The 16,567-nt window shown below is 55.3% G+C and carries 14 protein-coding genes; 10 read left to right on the top strand and 4 right to left on the bottom strand.

The genetic code is table 11. The annotated features are described in order from the left end of the window. Window positions 1-19: 19 nt before the first annotated feature. The 9 genes from nusA to FOV68_RS15630 all read left to right on the top strand — a co-directional run bounded on the left by nusA (window position 20) and on the right by FOV68_RS15630 (window position 11,618). Complete coding sequence (nusA, locus tag FOV68_RS15590) at window positions 20-1,507, top strand: transcription termination factor NusA (protein ID WP_010251792.1); 1,488 nt, start codon at window positions 20-22, stop codon at window positions 1,505-1,507. A 17-nt stretch (window positions 1,508-1,524) separates the two neighbouring features. Then, the gene (infB, locus tag FOV68_RS15595; protein ID WP_031592039.1) at window positions 1,525-4,218 is read left to right on the top strand and encodes a translation initiation factor IF-2; all 2,694 of its coding nucleotides are present in this window, start codon (window positions 1,525-1,527) and stop codon (window positions 4,216-4,218) included. Between the two features lie 65 nt (window positions 4,219-4,283). Further along, a complete protein-coding gene (gene rbfA, locus FOV68_RS15600) occupies window positions 4,284-4,691 on the top strand; it encodes a 30S ribosome-binding factor RbfA (protein ID WP_010251785.1) in 408 nt (135 codons plus the stop codon). Beyond that, window positions 4,691-5,635: a tRNA pseudouridine(55) synthase TruB gene (truB, locus tag FOV68_RS15605; protein WP_010251781.1), complete on the top strand. Its 945-nt coding sequence runs from the start codon at window positions 4,691-4,693 to the stop codon at window positions 5,633-5,635. Before rbfA ends, truB begins: the two co-directional genes overlap by 1 nt. A gap of 131 nt (window positions 5,636-5,766) precedes the next feature. Further along, window positions 5,767-6,036 carry a 30S ribosomal protein S15 gene (rpsO, locus tag FOV68_RS15610; protein ID WP_003851063.1) on the top strand — a complete coding sequence of 90 codons (270 nt, stop codon included), beginning with the start codon at window positions 5,767-5,769 and terminating at the stop codon, window positions 6,034-6,036. Between the two features lie 310 nt (window positions 6,037-6,346). Next, the gene (gene pnp / locus FOV68_RS15615; protein WP_010251767.1) at window positions 6,347-8,485 is read left to right on the top strand and encodes a polyribonucleotide nucleotidyltransferase; all 2,139 of its coding nucleotides are present in this window, start codon (window positions 6,347-6,349) and stop codon (window positions 8,483-8,485) included. 129 nt (window positions 8,486-8,614) lie between these two features. After that, a complete protein-coding gene (nlpI, locus tag FOV68_RS15620; RefSeq protein WP_010251765.1) occupies window positions 8,615-9,499 on the top strand; it encodes a lipoprotein NlpI in 885 nt (294 codons plus the stop codon). Between the two features lie 105 nt (window positions 9,500-9,604). Then, window positions 9,605-9,661 carry a protein YrbN gene (gene yrbN / locus FOV68_RS24590; protein ID WP_098053093.1) on the top strand — a complete coding sequence of 19 codons (57 nt, stop codon included), beginning with the start codon at window positions 9,605-9,607 and terminating at the stop codon, window positions 9,659-9,661. Window positions 9,662-9,677: 16 nt separating this feature from the next. Further along, window positions 9,678-11,618 carry a DEAD/DEAH family ATP-dependent RNA helicase gene (locus FOV68_RS15630; RefSeq protein ID WP_031592043.1) on the top strand — a complete coding sequence of 647 codons (1,941 nt, stop codon included), beginning with the start codon at window positions 9,678-9,680 and terminating at the stop codon, window positions 11,616-11,618. Window positions 11,619-11,673: 55 nt separating this feature from the next. On the opposite strand, the gene FOV68_RS15635 is transcribed toward FOV68_RS15630, so the two are convergent. Continuing rightward, window positions 11,674-12,420 carry an SDR family NAD(P)-dependent oxidoreductase gene (locus FOV68_RS15635; protein WP_143991167.1) on the bottom strand — a complete coding sequence of 249 codons (747 nt, stop codon included), beginning with the start codon at window positions 12,418-12,420 and terminating at the stop codon, window positions 11,674-11,676. Window positions 12,421-12,594: 174 nt separating this feature from the next. Between FOV68_RS15635 and FOV68_RS15640 the strand changes: the two genes are divergently transcribed. Next, window positions 12,595-13,515, top strand: coding sequence for an AraC family transcriptional regulator (locus FOV68_RS15640; protein ID WP_115758379.1), 921 nt, complete (start codon window positions 12,595-12,597; stop codon window positions 13,513-13,515). Here FOV68_RS15640 and FOV68_RS15645 read toward each other — a convergent pair whose 3' ends face one another. The 3 genes from FOV68_RS15645 to FOV68_RS15655 all read right to left on the bottom strand — a co-directional run bounded on the left by FOV68_RS15645 (window position 13,516) and on the right by FOV68_RS15655 (window position 16,530). After that, on the bottom strand, window positions 13,516-14,526 hold the full coding sequence (locus FOV68_RS15645) for a luciferase-like monooxygenase (RefSeq protein WP_010251755.1): 1,011 nt from the start codon (window positions 14,524-14,526) through the stop codon (window positions 13,516-13,518). Between the two features lie 120 nt (window positions 14,527-14,646). Further along, window positions 14,647-15,525: a U32 family peptidase gene (locus FOV68_RS15650; protein ID WP_109652646.1), complete on the bottom strand. Its 879-nt coding sequence runs from the start codon at window positions 15,523-15,525 to the stop codon at window positions 14,647-14,649. A gap of 9 nt (window positions 15,526-15,534) precedes the next feature. After that, entirely contained in the window at window positions 15,535-16,530 is a 996-nt protein-coding gene (locus FOV68_RS15655; protein WP_069025744.1) for a peptidase U32 family protein, read from the bottom strand. Window positions 16,531-16,567: the final 37 nt, after the last annotated feature.

The raw sequence follows: 16,567 nt of genomic DNA on the forward strand, positions 1-16,567 counted from the left end.
CGGATTGAGGCTAACCAGGATGAACAAAGAGATCTTAGCTGTTGTAGAAGCCGTTTCTAACGAAAAAGCCCTGCCGCGTGAGAAAATCTTCGAAGCGCTGGAGAGCGCGCTGGCGACTGCGACCAAGAAAAAGTATGAGCAGGAAATTGAGGTACGCGTCAGCATTGATCGCCGCAGTGGCGATTTCGATACTTTCCGCCGCTGGGAAATCGTAGAAGAGGTGACACAGCCGACGCGCGAGATCACGCTGGATGCGGCCCGCTTCGAAGATGAAGCATTCAATCTGGGCGAATATGTCGAAGATCAGATTGAATCGGTCACCTTTGACCGTATCACCACCCAGACTGCTAAGCAGGTTATCGTGCAAAAAGTGCGCGAAGCTGAGCGCGCAATGGTGGTTGATCAGTTCCGTGAGCAGGAAGGCGAAATTATCACGGGCGTGGTGAAGAAAGTTAACCGCGACAACATCTCCCTCGACTTAGGCAGCAATGCCGAAGCGGTGATTCTGCGCGAAGATATGCTGCCGCGTGAAAACTTCCGTCCAGGCGACCGTATTCGTGGCGTACTCTACTCTGTACGTCCGGAAGCGCGTGGCGCGCAGCTGTTCGTGACGCGTTCTAAACCAGAAATGCTGATTGAACTGTTCCGCATCGAGGTGCCAGAAATTGGCGAAGAACTGATTGAAATTAAAGCCGCTGCTCGTGATCCGGGTTCGCGCGCTAAAATTGCAGTCAAAACCAACGACAAACGTATTGATCCGGTGGGTGCCTGTGTGGGCATGCGCGGCGCGCGTGTTCAGGCAGTTTCCAGTGAACTGGGTGGCGAGCGTATCGATATCGTGCTGTGGGACGATAACCCGGCGCAGTTTGTTATTAACGCCATGGCTCCGGCCGATGTGGCGTCAATCGTGGTTGATGAAGATAACCACACCATGGATATCGCCGTAGAAGCTGGCAATCTGGCTCAGGCGATCGGCCGTAACGGCCAAAACGTGCGTCTCGCTTCACAGCTGAGTGGCTGGGAGCTGAACGTGATGACCGTCGATGATCTGCAGGCTAAGCATCAGGCTGAAGCACATGCAGCGATCGATATGTTCACTAAACATCTCGACATCGACGAAGAGTTCGCCACCGTACTGGTGGAAGAGGGCTTCTCCTCGCTGGAAGAGCTGGCATACGTGCCAATCAACGAGCTGCTGGAAGTCGACGGCCTCGACGAAGAGACCATTGAAGCCCTGCGTGAACGAGCAAAAAATGCGTTAACCACCCTGGCACTGGCGAAAGAAGAGAGTCTTGGAAATCAGGAGCCCGCTGAGGATCTTCTGAATCTTGAAGGCCTCGATCGTGCGCTGGCGTTCCGCCTGGCGTCGAAAGGCGTTTGCACGCTGGAAGATCTCGCTGAGCAAGGTGTTGACGATCTGACGGATATTGAAGGCATGTCTGATGAACAAGCCGGCGCGCTGATTATGGCCGCACGTAATATCTGCTGGTTCGGCGATGACGCGTAATAACAGGAAGGAACAGCATGACAGATGTAACCGTAAAATCGCTGGCCGCAGAAATTCAGACTCCGGTCGATCGCCTGGTACAGCAATTTGCTGATGCGGGGATCCCTAAGTCTGAAAATGACGCAGTGACCCAGCAAGAGAAAGAAACCTTACTATCTCATCTGAACCGTGAACACGGTCAGGTCGGTTCAGCTAAGCTGACGCTGCAGCGTAAAACGCGCAGCACCTTGAATATTCCAGGCACCGGGGGTAAAAGTAAGTCGGTGCAAATTGAAGTCCGCAAAAAGCGTACCTATGTGAAGGGTGATGCAGAGGCTGAGCAAGCTCAGGCAGAAGCTGAAGCCGAGGCGCAGCGTGAAGCGGAAGAGCAGGCGCAACGCGAGGCTGAAGAAAAAGCCCGTCGCGAAGCTGAACAGAAAGCGCAACGTGAAGCCGAAGATAAAGCCAGGCGCGAAGCCGCTGACAAGGCCAAACGTGCAGCAGCGGAAAATGACAAAGTGACAAATCAACCTACCGACGAAGTGACCAGGGCTGCGCAATCAGACAAAGCCCGTCGCGAAGCTGAAGCTGCCGAACTGAAGCGTAAAGCTGAAGAAGAAGCCCGCCGTAAGCTTGAAGAGGCTGCCCGCCTCGTAGCAGAAGAAGCCCGCCGTCTGGCTGAAGAGAAATCAGCTGAATGGGAAAAACCGGAAGAAGAGGATAAAGGCGACTATCACGTCACCACTTCGACCCATGCCCGTCAGGCGGAAGACGAAAACGACCGCCAGGTTGAAGCAGGTCGTGCGCGTGCGCGTACTACTGCTAAAGCTGCGCGTCCGGCGAAAAAAGGCAACAAACACTCTGAAGCCAAAACTGACCGTGAAGAAGCGCGTGCGCAGGTTCGTGGCGGTAAAGGCGGCAAGCATCGCAAACCTAGCGCACTGCAGCAGGGCTTCAACAAGCCAGCGCAGGCCGTTAACCGCGATGTTGTGATTGGCGAAACCATCACCGTAGCCGAACTGGCTAACAAAATGGCGGTGAAAGGTTCTCTGGTCATTAAAGCGATGATGAGAATGGGCGCCATGGCGACCATCAACCAGGTCATCGACCAGGAAACTGCACAGCTCGTTGCCGAAGAGATGGGCCACAAAGTGACCCTGCGTCGTGAGAACGAGCTGGAAGAAGCGGTAATGGACGATCGTGATACTGATGCTGCGCAGGAGTCTCGTGCTCCGGTTGTCACCATCATGGGCCACGTCGACCACGGTAAAACGTCCCTGCTGGACTATATCCGTTCCACTAAAATCGCCTCTGGCGAAGCGGGCGGTATTACTCAGCACATCGGTGCTTACCACGTTGAAACCGACAACGGTATGGTCACCTTCCTGGATACCCCGGGTCACGCCGCGTTTACCGCGATGCGTGCACGTGGTGCGCAGGCGACCGATATCGTTATCCTGGTGGTTGCAGCAGACGATGGCGTGATGCCACAGACTGTCGAAGCTATTCAGCACGCCAAAGCCGCTAAAGTGCCGGTTGTGGTTGCAGTGAACAAGTGCGATAAGCCAGAAGCGGATCCGGATCGTGTTAAAAACGAACTGACTCAGTACGGTATCATTCCGGAAGAGTGGGGCGGTGAAAACATGTTCGTTAATGTCTCTGCGAAAGCGGGTACCGGCATTGATGACCTGTTAAACGCTATCCTGCTGCAGGCGGAAGTGCTGGAACTGACCGCTATCCGTGAAGGTATGGCGAGCGGCGTGGTGATCGAATCGTTCCTCGACAAAGGTCGTGGTCCGGTTGCCACCGTGCTGGTACGTGAAGGTACGCTGAACAAAGGCGACATCGTTCTTTGTGGTTTCGAATATGGCCGCGTTCGTGCAATGCGTGACGAACTGGGTCGCGAAGTCATGGAAGCGGGTCCATCTATCCCGGTTGAGATTCTGGGCCTGTCCGGCGTGCCGGCTGCGGGTGATGAAGCGACCGTGGTACGTGACGAGAAGAAAGCACGTGAAGTTGCGCTCTATCGTCAGGGCAAATTCCGCGAAGTTAAACTGGCTCGCCAGCAGAAATCTAAGCTCGAGAACATGTTTGCTAACATGACCGAAGGCGAAGTGTCTGAACTGAACATCGTTCTGAAAGCTGACGTTCAGGGCTCTGTGGAAGCAATCTCCGACTCCCTGCAGAAACTCTCCACCGACGAAGTGAAGGTGAAGATTGTTGGTTCAGGCGTGGGCGGGATTACCGAAACCGATGCGACCCTGGCTGCGGCCTCTAACGCCATCCTCCTTGGCTTCAACGTTCGTGCCGATGCCTCTGCGCGTCGCGTCATTGACGCAGAAAGCCTGGATCTGCGCTACTACTCTGTCATCTATAACCTGATTGACGAAGTTAAAGCGGCGATGAGCGGCATGCTGGCACCAGAGTACAAACAGCAGATCATCGGTCTGGCTGCGGTGCGCGATGTGTTCAAATCACCGAAGTTTGGCGCGATTGCCGGTTGTATGGTGACGGAAGGTAACATCAAGCGTCACAATCCAATCCGTGTCCTGCGCGACAACGTGGTGATTTACGAAGGCGAGCTGGAATCTCTGCGTCGCTTTAAAGATGACGTCAACGAAGTGCGTAACGGCATGGAGTGCGGTATCGGCGTGAAGAACTACAACGACGTTCGCGTTGGCGATATGATCGAAGTGTTTGAAATCATCGAAATTAAACGCACCATCGAGTAATAGACTGCTGATGTGTTGCAATTTGGGAGGCCTCTGGCCTCCCGAATTATTTGGGAGAAATAATGATGGCGAAAGAATTTGGTCGCCCGCAGCGCGTTTCACAAGAGCTGCAAAAAGAGATTGCGATGATCCTGCAGCGTGAGATCAAAGATCCACGTCTTGGCATGATGGTCACCGTATCAGGCGTTGAAGTCTCACGCGATCTCGCTTACGCAAAAGTGTTCGTGACTTTTCTCAACGACAAAGATGAAGAAGCGATTAAACATGGCCTGAAAGCGCTGAAAGAAGCGTCAGGTTATATCCGCATTCTGCTGGGCAAAGCGATGCGTCTGCGTATCGTGCCTGAGCTGACTTTCTTCTACGACAACTCGTTAGTCGAAGGGATGCGCATGTCCAATCTCGTCACCAGCGTCGTGAAGAACGATACTGAGCGCCGTGGTCCGGATGCCACTGGCGATGACGAGGAGGCGTAATGAGTCGTCCGCGTCGTCGCGGTCGCGACGTCCATGGCGTGTTGTTGCTGGATAAGCCACAAGGCGTCTCGTCGAATGATGTCCTGCAGAAAGTGAAGCGTATCTTTAACGCGAATCGCGCAGGACATACCGGCGCGCTGGATCCTCTGGCTACCGGCATGTTGCCGATCTGCCTGGGTGAAGCGACTAAGTTTTCGCAGTATCTGCTCGATTCCGACAAACGCTACCGCGTGATTGCCCGACTGGGCGAGCGGACCGACACGTCAGACGCCGATGGCAACATCGTGCAGACGCGTCCGGTCAGCTTCAGCCAGGCCGATCTGGACAGTGCTCTGGAGAGCTTCCGCGGCGAAACGCTGCAGGTGCCTTCTATGTTTTCGGCACTGAAGCATCAGGGACGCCCGCTATATGAATATGCGCGTCAGGGCATTGAGATTGCGCGTGAACCGCGTCCGATCACTGTCTATGAGCTGCAATTTATTCGCTGGCAGGATAATGAGCTGGAGCTGGAAATTCACTGCTCCAAAGGCACCTATATCCGTACCATCATCGATGACCTGGGCGAAAAGCTGGGATGCGGTGCGCACGTGATTATGCTGCGTCGCGTTCAGGTTGCCCGTTATCCGTATGAAAGGATGGTGACGCTGGAACAGCTCAATACCCTGCTGACGGAAGCCACAGAAGCCGGCATCCCACTGGAAACGCAGCTCGATCCGCTGTTGTTGCCGATGGACAGCCCCGCCTCTGATTTCCCTGAAGTGAATATCCCGCCTGCCGTGGCAGATTTCTTCCGCCAGGGACAGCCGGTACAGGCCAGTAATGCGCCTGCGCAGGGGCTGGTAAGGGTATCGGAAGGCGAAGCGCGTAAGTTTATCGGTATGGCAGAAATTGCCGACGATGGCCGGCTTGCGCCGCGTCGTCTGGTGGTTGAGTATCAGGATTGAGCCAGGCGTTCACTTTTCGCTGATGGGGCATTTGCGTTGCTATCGGGCGCAGAGTAGAATAGCGCGGCTTTAAAGCGGGATGCTGAATTAGAGATCGGCACCCATACATTCATTTATTACTGGAGTTTATTATGTCTCTAAGCGTAGAAGCTAAAGCAGAGATCGTTGCTAAATATGGCCGTGGTGCTAACGACAGCGGTTCAACTGAAGTTCAGGTTGCCCTGTTGACCGCGCAGATTACTCATCTGCAGGGTCACTTCTCTGAGCACAAAAAAGACCACCACAGCCGCCGCGGTCTGCTGCGCATGGTATCTCAGCGTCGTAAGCTGCTGGACTACCTGAAGCGTAAAGACGTTGCACGCTACAGCAGCCTGATCGAAAGTCTCGGTCTGCGTCGCTAAGTCTGAAGAATCTGATCGTCGGGGCATTATGCGGGCTTTTGCACTCTGTGCAGCTTACGATCAGATTTGTGCGAGTTTCGTGAAGAGGGGGCCTTTATGGCCCCTTTTTTCGAGCAATCGGCAGCAATCCGGACCAAACTGATGTATTGTTGCTTAGTGTGATCTTTAGTTTGCAGAATTTCGCGCGGCTAATGAGAGGCTTTACCGCAGGGGCGGTCGAGGGTTGTCATTAGTCGCGAGGATGCAACTGAAGATTGGTAATCAATGGCGGGCTACAGATAGCCATGCCCCGAAGTTAAGGACTTTGATTTTGCTGAATCCGATCGTACGCAAATTCCAATATGGTCAACATACCGTCACGCTGGAAACCGGCATGATGGCTCGCCAGGCGACAGCCGCTGTCATGGTGAGCATGGACGATACTGCAGTATTCGTCACTGTAGTAGGTCAGAAAAAATCTAAACCAGGTCAGGATTTCTTCCCACTGACCGTGAACTATCAGGAGCGTACTTACGCTGCTGGTCGTATCCCAGGCAGCTTCTTCCGTCGTGAAGGCCGTCCAAGCGAAGGCGAAACCCTGATTTCGCGTCTGATTGACCGCCCGATTCGTCCGCTGTTCCCGGAAGGTTTTGTTAACGAAGTTCAGGTTATCGCCACTGTTGTCTCTGTGAACCCACAGGTTCATCCGGACATCGTTGCCATGATCGGTGCTTCTGCTGCACTGGCGCTTTCTGGTCTGCCGTTCAATGGCCCAATTGGTTCTGCGCGTGTTGGTTACATCAACGATCAATATGTCCTGAACCCAACCGCAGATGAGCTGAAACAGTCTCGTCTGGATCTGGTGGTTGCCGGTACGCAGAATGCCGTTCTGATGGTTGAATCTGAAGCTGAGATCCTGTCAGAAGAGCAGATGCTGGGCGCCGTGGTCTTTGGCCATGACCAGCAGCAGATCGTTATCGAAAACATCAATGCCCTGGTTGCTGAAGCGGGCAAACCACGCTGGGACTGGCAGCCAGAAGCGGCCAATACCGCACTGATTTCTCGTGTTGCTGCCCTGGCAGAAGCGCGCATCAGCGATGCTTACCGCATCACTGACAAGCAGGAGCGTTACACGCAGGTTGGCGTCATTAAAGACGAAACCATCGCTGCGCTGCTGGCTGAAGATGAAACGCTGGATGGTTCAGAAATCGGCGACATCGTGCATAGCCTTGAAAAAACCGTTGTTCGTACTCGCATCCTGAATGGCGAGCCACGCATCGATGGTCGTGAAAAAGATATGATCCGTGGTCTGGATGTGCGTACTGGCGTATTGCCACGTACACACGGTTCATCACTGTTCACTCGTGGTGAGACGCAGGCACTGGTTACTGCAACGCTGGGTACGACCCGCGATGCGCAGAACCTTGATGAGCTGATGGGCGAACGTACCGACAGCTTCCTGTTCCATTACAACTTCCCTCCATACTCTGTTGGCGAAACCGGCATGGTAGGTTCGCCGAAGCGTCGTGAGATTGGTCACGGTCGTCTGGCGAAGCGCGGCGTGTTAGCGGTAATGCCTAAAGCGGAAGATTTCCCTTACACCATTCGTGTTGTTTCTGAAATCACCGAATCTAACGGCTCTTCTTCAATGGCCTCTGTCTGTGGTGCCTCACTGGCGCTGATGGATGCAGGTGTGCCAATCAAAGCCGCCGTTGCCGGTATCGCAATGGGTCTGGTGAAAGAAGATGAGAAGTTTGTTGTTCTGTCTGACATCCTGGGCGATGAAGATCACCTGGGCGACATGGACTTCAAAGTAGCCGGTAGCCGTGAAGGTATCACCGCGCTGCAGATGGACATCAAAATCGAAGGCATCACGCGTGAAATCATGCAGGAAGCGCTGAACCAGGCCCGAGGTGCGCGTCTGCACATTCTGGGCGTTATGGAACAGGCTATCAGCACACCGCGTACTGAGATTTCTGAATTCGCACCACGCATTTACACCATCAAAATCAGCTCTGACAAGATCAAAGATGTGATCGGTAAAGGCGGCTCAGTGATTCGTGCACTGACCGAAGAGACCGGCACAACGATTGAAATTGAAGATGACGGCACCGTGAAAATCGCTGCGACCGATGGTCTGAAAGCGAAAGAAGCGATTCGTCGTATCGAAGAGATTACCGCAGAGATCGAAGTTGGCCGCGTTTACAGTGGTAAAGTGACCCGTATCGTTGACTTCGGCGCCTTCGTTGCAATCGGCGGCGGTAAAGAAGGTCTGGTTCACATTTCACAAATCGCTGATAAGCGCGTTGAGAAAGTGACCGACTATCTGCAGATGGGTCAGGAAGTACCGGTTAAGGTGATGGAAGTTGATCGCCAGGGCCGTGTACGTCTGAGCATCAAAGAAGCGACAGAATCTAAGCCGCAGGCTGAAGAAGCTGTCGCGGTGACCACGCCTGACGCTGCTGAATAAGTCGTTGCTGATTTGCCCCTCTCTGCCTGGCAGAGAGGGGCGTTTGTATCATCGCGAGGGCGGGAATCCTTGTGCACAGCAGGCGGATGACAGGATGGTTATCCCAATGTTTGTATTCGGGAGTGGGAAATGAAGCCTTTTCTGCGCTGGTGTTTTGTTGCGACAGCTTTGACGCTGGCAGGATGCAGCAACTCCAATTGGCGTAAGAACGAAGTTCTTGCAGTGCCTTTACAGCCCACACTGCAGCAGGAAGTGATACTGGCGCGCATGGAACAAATTCTTGCCAGTCGCGCTCTCACCGATGATGAACGCGCACAGCTATTATATGAGCGCGGAGTGTTGTATGATAGTTTAGGTCTGCGGGCATTAGCGCGGAACGATTTTTCGCAAGCGCTGTCTATAAGACCAGATATGCCCGAAGTGTTTAACTACTTAGGCATATATTTAACGCAGGCGGGCAACTTTGATGCCGCCTATGAAGCGTTTGATTCTGTACTTGAGCTTGATCCAACTTACAACTATGCGCATTTAAACCGTGGTATCGCCCTCTATTACGGCGGTCGATACAAGTTAGCGCAAGATGATCTGCTGGCGTTTTATCAAGACGATCCTAACGATCCTTTCCGCAGTTTGTGGCTCTATCTCGTTGAACGTGAGATGGATGTCGACAAGGCAAAAGTCGCGCTTCAACAGCGTCACGACAAAGCGGTCAGAGATCAATGGGGATGGAATATTGTCGAGTTCTACCTTGGAGATATCAACGAGAAAACGTTGATGGAAAGTCTCAAGGCGGACGCAACGGATAACACCTCGCTCGCTGAACATCTCAGTGAAACCAACTTCTATTTAGGTAAGTACTACCTAAGTCTGGGGGAGAAGGACGACGCGAAAGCGTTGTTCAAGCTGGCGGTGGCCAACAACGTCAATAACTTTGTTGAACACCGATACGCATTGTTGGAACTGGCGCAACTCGGCCAGGCACAAGACGATTTATCAGAATCTGACCAGCAATAGCTGACGAACTTAATTTGCCTGTAAAACCTGTTAAGTCATCATCTTAAAGGATGAAGGCTTTTCTGTTCGTCAAAACTTTTAATTTGAGCCGGTTCACACTTTTTGATGAAAATGACTGAAAGTTTTCACGACGAGTTATGTAGACTGGCCGCCGCAATCTAAGAGGCACGTGTACTACATGACTGATATTCAAACCACTTTTGCTGACCTTGGCCTGAACGCCGACATCCTTGAATCACTGAATGGCATGGGCTACGTAAAGCCATCCCCAATCCAGGCTGAGTGTATTCCTCACCTGCTGGCGGGCCGTGACGTGTTAGGCATGGCGCAGACCGGGAGTGGTAAAACCGCGGCGTTCTCTCTGCCGCTGTTACACAACATTGATCCTACTGTTAAAGCGCCACAAATCCTGGTGCTGGCACCTACCCGCGAACTGGCGGTACAGGTTGCTGAAGCAGTTACCGAATTCTCTAAACACATGCGTGGCCTGAACGTGGTTGCCCTTTACGGCGGCCAGCGTTATGACGTGCAGCTGCGCGCACTGCGTCAGGGACCACAGGTTGTTGTGGGTACGCCTGGCCGTCTGCTTGACCACCTGAAACGCGGCACGTTAGACCTTTCTAACCTGCGTGGCCTGGTGCTGGATGAAGCAGACGAAATGCTGCGCATGGGCTTCATCGAAGACGTTGAAACCATCATGGCGCAAATTCCAGCCGATCATCAGACCGCGCTGTTCTCTGCAACCATGCCGGAAGCGATTCGTCGTATCACCAAACGCTTCATGAAAGATCCACAGGAAGTGCGTATTCAGTCAAGCCTGACCACGCGTCCTGATATCAGCCAGAGCTACTGGACCGCTTACGGTCGTAAAACAGACGCACTGGTTCGCTTCCTGGAAGCAGAAGACTTTGATGCTGCCATCATCTTCGTGCGTACCAAAAACGCAACCATGGAAGTGGCAGAAGCACTGGAACGTAGTGGCTATAACAGCGCCGCGCTGAACGGTGATATGAACCAGGCTCTGCGTGAGCAGACGCTTGAGCGCCTGAAAGATGGTCGTCTCGACATTCTGATTGCAACCGACGTTGCGGCCCGTGGCCTGGACGTTGAGCGCATCAGCCTGGTTGTTAACTACGACATCCCGATGGACTCAGAATCTTACGTTCACCGTATCGGCCGTACCGGTCGTGCTGGCCGTGCTGGCCGTGCGCTGCTGTTCGTTGAGAACCGCGAACGCCGTCTGCTGCGCAACATCGAACGTACCATGAAGCTGACCATTCCTGAGGTAGAACTGCCTAACGCAGAACTGCTGGGTGAGCGTCGTCTGGCTAAGTTTGCTGCTAAAGTTCAGCAGCAGCTGGAAAGCAGCGATCTGGATCAGTACCGCGCTCTGCTGGCTAAAATGCAGCCAGAAGAAGAAATGGATCTGGAAACACTGGCAGCCGCACTGCTGAAGATGGCACAGGGCGAACGTCCTCTGATTCTGCCACCAGAAGCACCGCGTCCGGCACGTCGCGAATACCGCGATCGTGACGAGCGTGATGGCCGTCGTGACAGCCGTGAAGCACGCGGCGATTCTCGTGCTCCGCGTGAAAACCGCGAAAGCCGTGATGGCGATCGTCCACGTCGCGAACGTCGTGACGTTGGCGAAATGCAGCTGTACCGCATCGAAGTAGGCCGCGATGATGGTGTTGAAGTTCGTCACATCGTTGGCGCTATCGCTAATGAAGGCGACATCAGCAGCCGTTACATCGGTAACATCAAGCTGTTCGGTACCCACTCGACTATCGAGCTGCCGAAAGGCATGCCAGGCGATGTGCTGCAGCACTTTACCCGTACCCGTATTCTGAACAAGCCGATGAATATGCAGTTACTGGGTGATGCACAGCCGAACGAAGGCCGTGGTGACCGTCGTCCAGCTGGTGCTGGCGGTGAGCGTCGCAGCGGTCCAGGTGCAGGCGGTCCGGGCGCAGCTAACCGTGAAGGTGGTCGTCGCTTCTCTTCTGAACGCCGTGAAGGTGGTCGTGAAGGCGGCGGACGTACTTTCAACCGTGAAGGTAGCCGTGGTCCACGTCGTGAAGAGGGCGCAGCCGCCGCTCCACGTCGTCGTGATGCATAACGACTTAGCGTCGTAACAAAAAGGGAAGCCAATGGCTTCCCTTTTTTTATGCCTGTCAGGCACCGCCGCTGATCATCACGCGTTCGCCGCTGACCCAGGCAGACTCTTCAGAGGCCAGAAACAGCGCAACCTGCGCCACATCTTCCGGCAGACCAAAGCGTCCCAGCGGCGTGGCTGCCAGCAGTTGCGCTTTGAGCTGCGGGCTCATCCTCTTCGCGGCCAGTAATCCCTCCGTCAGAATCATGCCTGGTGCCAGGGCGTTAACCCGGACGTTCTTTGCGCCCAGTTCGCGCGCCAGTCCCTGGGTCAGGGTATCCACTGCGCCTTTGGTTGCCGCCCAGAGCACGGAACCTGGCGTGCTGTTTTTACTGTTCAGGGCGCTGAGATTAATAATGCTGCCACCGTGCGCCGGGAAGTGACGAATCGCCTGCTGACAGACCATCAGCGTACCCAGCAGGTTAACGTTAATCTGCTGCTGCATCTCCTCCAGCGTCAGCGCCGCAAACTCGCCGTGATGAAAGCTGCCCGCATTGTTTACCACAATGTCGGGTGCGCCGAAGCACTCTGCGGTGGTGGCGAAGAGCCGTTCCACATCGCGCAGGAGAGAGATATCTGCCTGTACCGCCACGGCTTCACTGCCCAGGGTGACGATATCGCTGACCACGTCAGCCGCTCCCACTTCATCCTGACGATAGTTGACCACGACGCGGGCGCCAGCCGCGGCAAAAGCGATGGCAATCGCCGCACCAATGCCTTTTGAGGCGCCTGTTACCAGCGCGATTTTATTCTGCAGTGCCTTCATTATGTTGTTCTCCGCCGTAATGATTGCGTCGAAAGACTATGCGCGCTGGCGCCGAAAAGCGGGTAGTGCAATCCTGCAAGCTTCTTGCACGATCCTGCAAAAGTAACGCAACGGGACAGGTATTCCGCTCAGCGTCAGGTAATATCAGCACAGATAGCGGGAGGGGAGAACACAGTGACAGAGAGTGAGAAGTGGCAGGGGCTGGCGCAGTTAATTGCCCGTCATGCTCCGGAGGATGGGCGGCATTCAAGTGCCATAGATTGCCTGTTTTTTGGCCGGGTTTCAGCACCGACTGAGCCGATGCACTTTGCTCAATGGGCCAGTTTTGCCCTGGTGGCACAGGGCGGTAAGGCGCTGCATATCGGTGATGAGGTGCTGCACTATGGTCCGGGCGATCTGCTGCTGGTGACGCTGGATATGCCGGTACGCGCCTGCGTCACCGTCGCCACGCCGGATAAGCCCAATCTGGGGATTGGTATCGCCATCAATGAGTCCCGGCTGATGCGCTACCTCGAACAGTTTCCCCCGACGCTGCCGCTGGCGACACCAGACAGTGAACGCGGCGTCACCGTGCATAAGGTCTCGCCTTTGCTGGTGGATGCGGTTATCCGGCTGGTACGCCTGCTTGACCACCCTGAGGACATTGAGGCGCTGGCCCCGCTCATTGAGCAGGAGATTTTCTACCGGCTGCTGACCGGGCCGGAAGGTTCGCGCATCCTGAATATGGCGCTGGCTGAACGGCCGGGCAACCGGGTCGCGCAGGCTGCCCGCTGGCTGCGGGAAAACTTTCATCAGCCGCTGAAGATCGATCGGCTCGCCAGCAGTGTCGGCATGAGTATCTCTTCGCTGCATCATCACTTCAAAGCCGTCACGGCCATGACGCCGATGCAATACCAGAAACAACTGCGGCTGAATGAGGCGCGGCGTTTGATGATGGTAGAAAAGCTGGATGCCGGTACGGCAGGCTATCGGGTGGGGTATCAGAGCGCGTCACAGTTCAGCCGGGAGTATCGCCGCCTGTATGGGCAATCTCCGGCCAGGGATAGTCGTCAGCTGGCGGTGAGCCCGGACAGATTGCGCCCACCGCAGAACTGATTACAGGCTGTTAGCCGCTTCCATCGCAATGGCGAAGGAGCGCAGGCGCGCTTCGGAATCAAAAATCTGGCCATTGACCATAATTTCATCCGCCTGGGTTTCACGCATCAGCGAGGCCAGCCCATGACGCACTTTGTCCGTATCGCCGACCAGCGACATGCTGAGCGCCTGCTGTACGCCATACTGTTCTGATGGCGACCAGAGGTTATCCATGTTTTCAACCGGTGCCGGTAACGGGCCCGGTTTGCCGCGGCGCAGGTTAATAAACTGCTGCTGCTGCGAGGTAAACAGGAAGCGCGCATCACGCTCACTGTCTGCGGCGATCACGTTAATGCAGACCATGGCATAAGGCTTGTCGAGACGCGCCGATGGCTGGAAGTTCTCGCGGTAGACGTGCAGCGCCTGGAAGAGCTGGTCAGGGGCAAAATGGGAAGCAAACGCAAACGGCAGGCCCATTTTCGCTGAAAGCTGTGCGCTGTAGAGACTGGAGCCGAGCAGCCAGACCGGGATCTGCAGGCCCAGACCGGGTACCGGCTGCACTGGCGGCTGCGCATCCGCTTCGGCATCGAACCAGCTAATCAGTTCAGCCACATCCTCGGGGAACGTATCGATGTGCATGTTGGCCTGATGACGGCGCAGTGCCATCATGGTGCGCTGGTCAGAACCTGGCGCGCGACCTAAGCCGAGATCGATACGGCCAGGATAGAGAGAGGCCAGCGTGCCAAACTGCTCGGCGATCACCAGTGGCGCATGGTTAGGCAACATAATGCCGCCGGAGCCCAGCTTCAGAGTCTCGGTATTCGCCGCCAGATAGCCAATCAGTACCGACGTTGCGGCGCTGGCAATCCCGGTCATGTTGTGATGTTCAGCCAGCCAGTAGCGTTGATAGCCCAGTTTTTCAGCCTGACGCGCCAGCGCCAGCGAATTATGGAACGCATCCCGAGCGGTCGCGCCCTGTGGAATCGGCGCGAGATCCAGCACGGACAGGCGAAGAGGTTTTTTATCAGACATGACTACTCCCGTTGTATGGCGCAGGCGTTAAGTTAAGGTCTGCACCATTTAGTATTACGCATCATTCCTTATATTAAAACTGCTAACCTCAGCAGGAATATAGCCGGTATGTGCTTTTATTCAGGATGCCAGCGTCATGCCCGCCAGTTTGCGCCAGTAACCGTTACAATCACTGCCTTTCGCGACCATTAGCGGAGCCTGGCCGTTTTCATTGGCGCGGAAACGGTCGATCTCTGCCAGCGTCGTCACATCCTGCGGCGAGAGCCGTATGCAATCGACCTGGCCGCGCATACCGGCCAGATCGTTACCCAGGTTATAGCAGTAGCCGCTCATGGTCTGAATGCCATTGAGGACGAACACCTGCTGCCCCTCCTGGGAGTTGACGCGCCGGCCTGTCGGATAGTTGATACAGCAGGTTTCGCAATCATCTTTCGCGCGGTTTTCCGAGCGGGCGGTGAAGCAGCGCGCTGACAGCGCCAGCGGCAGATGACCGTAGCCCAGCACCTCCACCTCAAACTGCTGCCGGATACCCCGCGTCTCGCACTGCTCCAGCAGCTGTAGCAGCCAGTCACGTGACATCTCCACCGGCATACACCAGCGCGTCATGCCCTCTTTGACCAGCAGCTGCAGCGTGTCGGCGTTATAAACATTGAGCGTCGGACCCGCGACAAAGGGCAGATGACGCTCAGCGGCCATGTTTACCGTGCCGATATCATTGGCTTCAATCAGGAACTCACCGTTCTCAACGTAACGCTGCAGCTCTTTCAGCTCAGAGGGCGATTGCAGCAGCGCCAGCGTGCTCAGCACCACCTGTTTGCCGCTGGCCGCGATTTCACGTGCCAGCGCTATCCAGCGGACATAGGGTGTGGCGCGACGTTTACTGCACACCGCTTCGCCAAGGTAGATAATATCCGCGCTACTGCGGGCAGCCTGCTGGTAAAAATCTTCCAGCGTATCGGTCGGCCAGTACCAGAGCACCGGCCCAAGGGCATATTGCATCATGACTCCTTATTGCCATTCACGGTGATAAGCACCCAACGTGGTTTGCGAACCTTCTGAGAGATCGCCCAGCGTCTGCATCCACTGTGGTGCGACTTCAAACTGTTCCGGCTGCGCCTTGCAGCGATCAATTGCCTGACGCCAGACGCGCGCCACGTCAGCGACATAGGCAGGGCTGCGCTGACGGCCTTCGATTTTCACCGAGGCGATGCCTGCCCGCAGCAGTTCCGGCAGCAGCTCCAGCGTGTTCAGACTGGTGGGCTCCTCCAGCACGTGATAACGCTTGTCGTTAACCACATAGCGTCCTTTGCAAAGTGTCGGATAACCCGCGCTTTCGTCCGGGGCGTAGCGATCGATCAACACTTCATTAAGACGTGACTCCATGCCCTGCGGCGTCTGCTGCCAGCGCACAAACTTCGCCGGAGAGCAGGCACCTGCGCTGTTAGGCGATTCACCGGTCAGCCAGGAAGAGAGGTAGCAGCGGCCTTCCGCCATGATGCACAGGCTGCCAAAGGCGAACACCTCCAGCGGCACCGGCGTGCTACGCGCCAGCTGTTTAACCTGATGAATCGACAGCACGCGAGGCAGCACCACGCGCTGCAGATCGAAGTGGCGATGGTAAAAGCGAATCGCCTCCAGATTGGTCGCCGAAGCCTGTACAGAAAGATGACGTTCAACCTGGGGATAGCGCGTCGCGGCATACTCCAGCGTGGCGATATCCGCCAGGATCAGCGCGTCGGCTCCGTTTTGCGCCGCCACATCAATCGCCCGCTGCCAGCGCCCCATGCCATCCGGATGGGCAAAGGTGTTGATCGCGACATGCAGTTTGCGACGATGCTGATGAAGATAGCGCGCGGCTTCGGCCAGTTTTTTATCGGTGAAATTCAGGCCCGCAAAATGACGGGCATTAGTGTCATCTTTCAGCCCCACATACACCGCATCAGCGCCATTCTCTACAGCGGTGCGCACTGCGGGTAAGTTTCCTGCCGGGCAGAGCAGTTCCATAGATATTCCTCTCAACATGCAGATGGGCGTCGAGTCT

The organism is Pantoea sp. paga (genome assembly GCF_007558755.1).
In the GTDB taxonomy this organism is placed as follows: Bacteria; Pseudomonadota; Gammaproteobacteria; order Enterobacterales; family Enterobacteriaceae; genus Pantoea; species Pantoea agglomerans.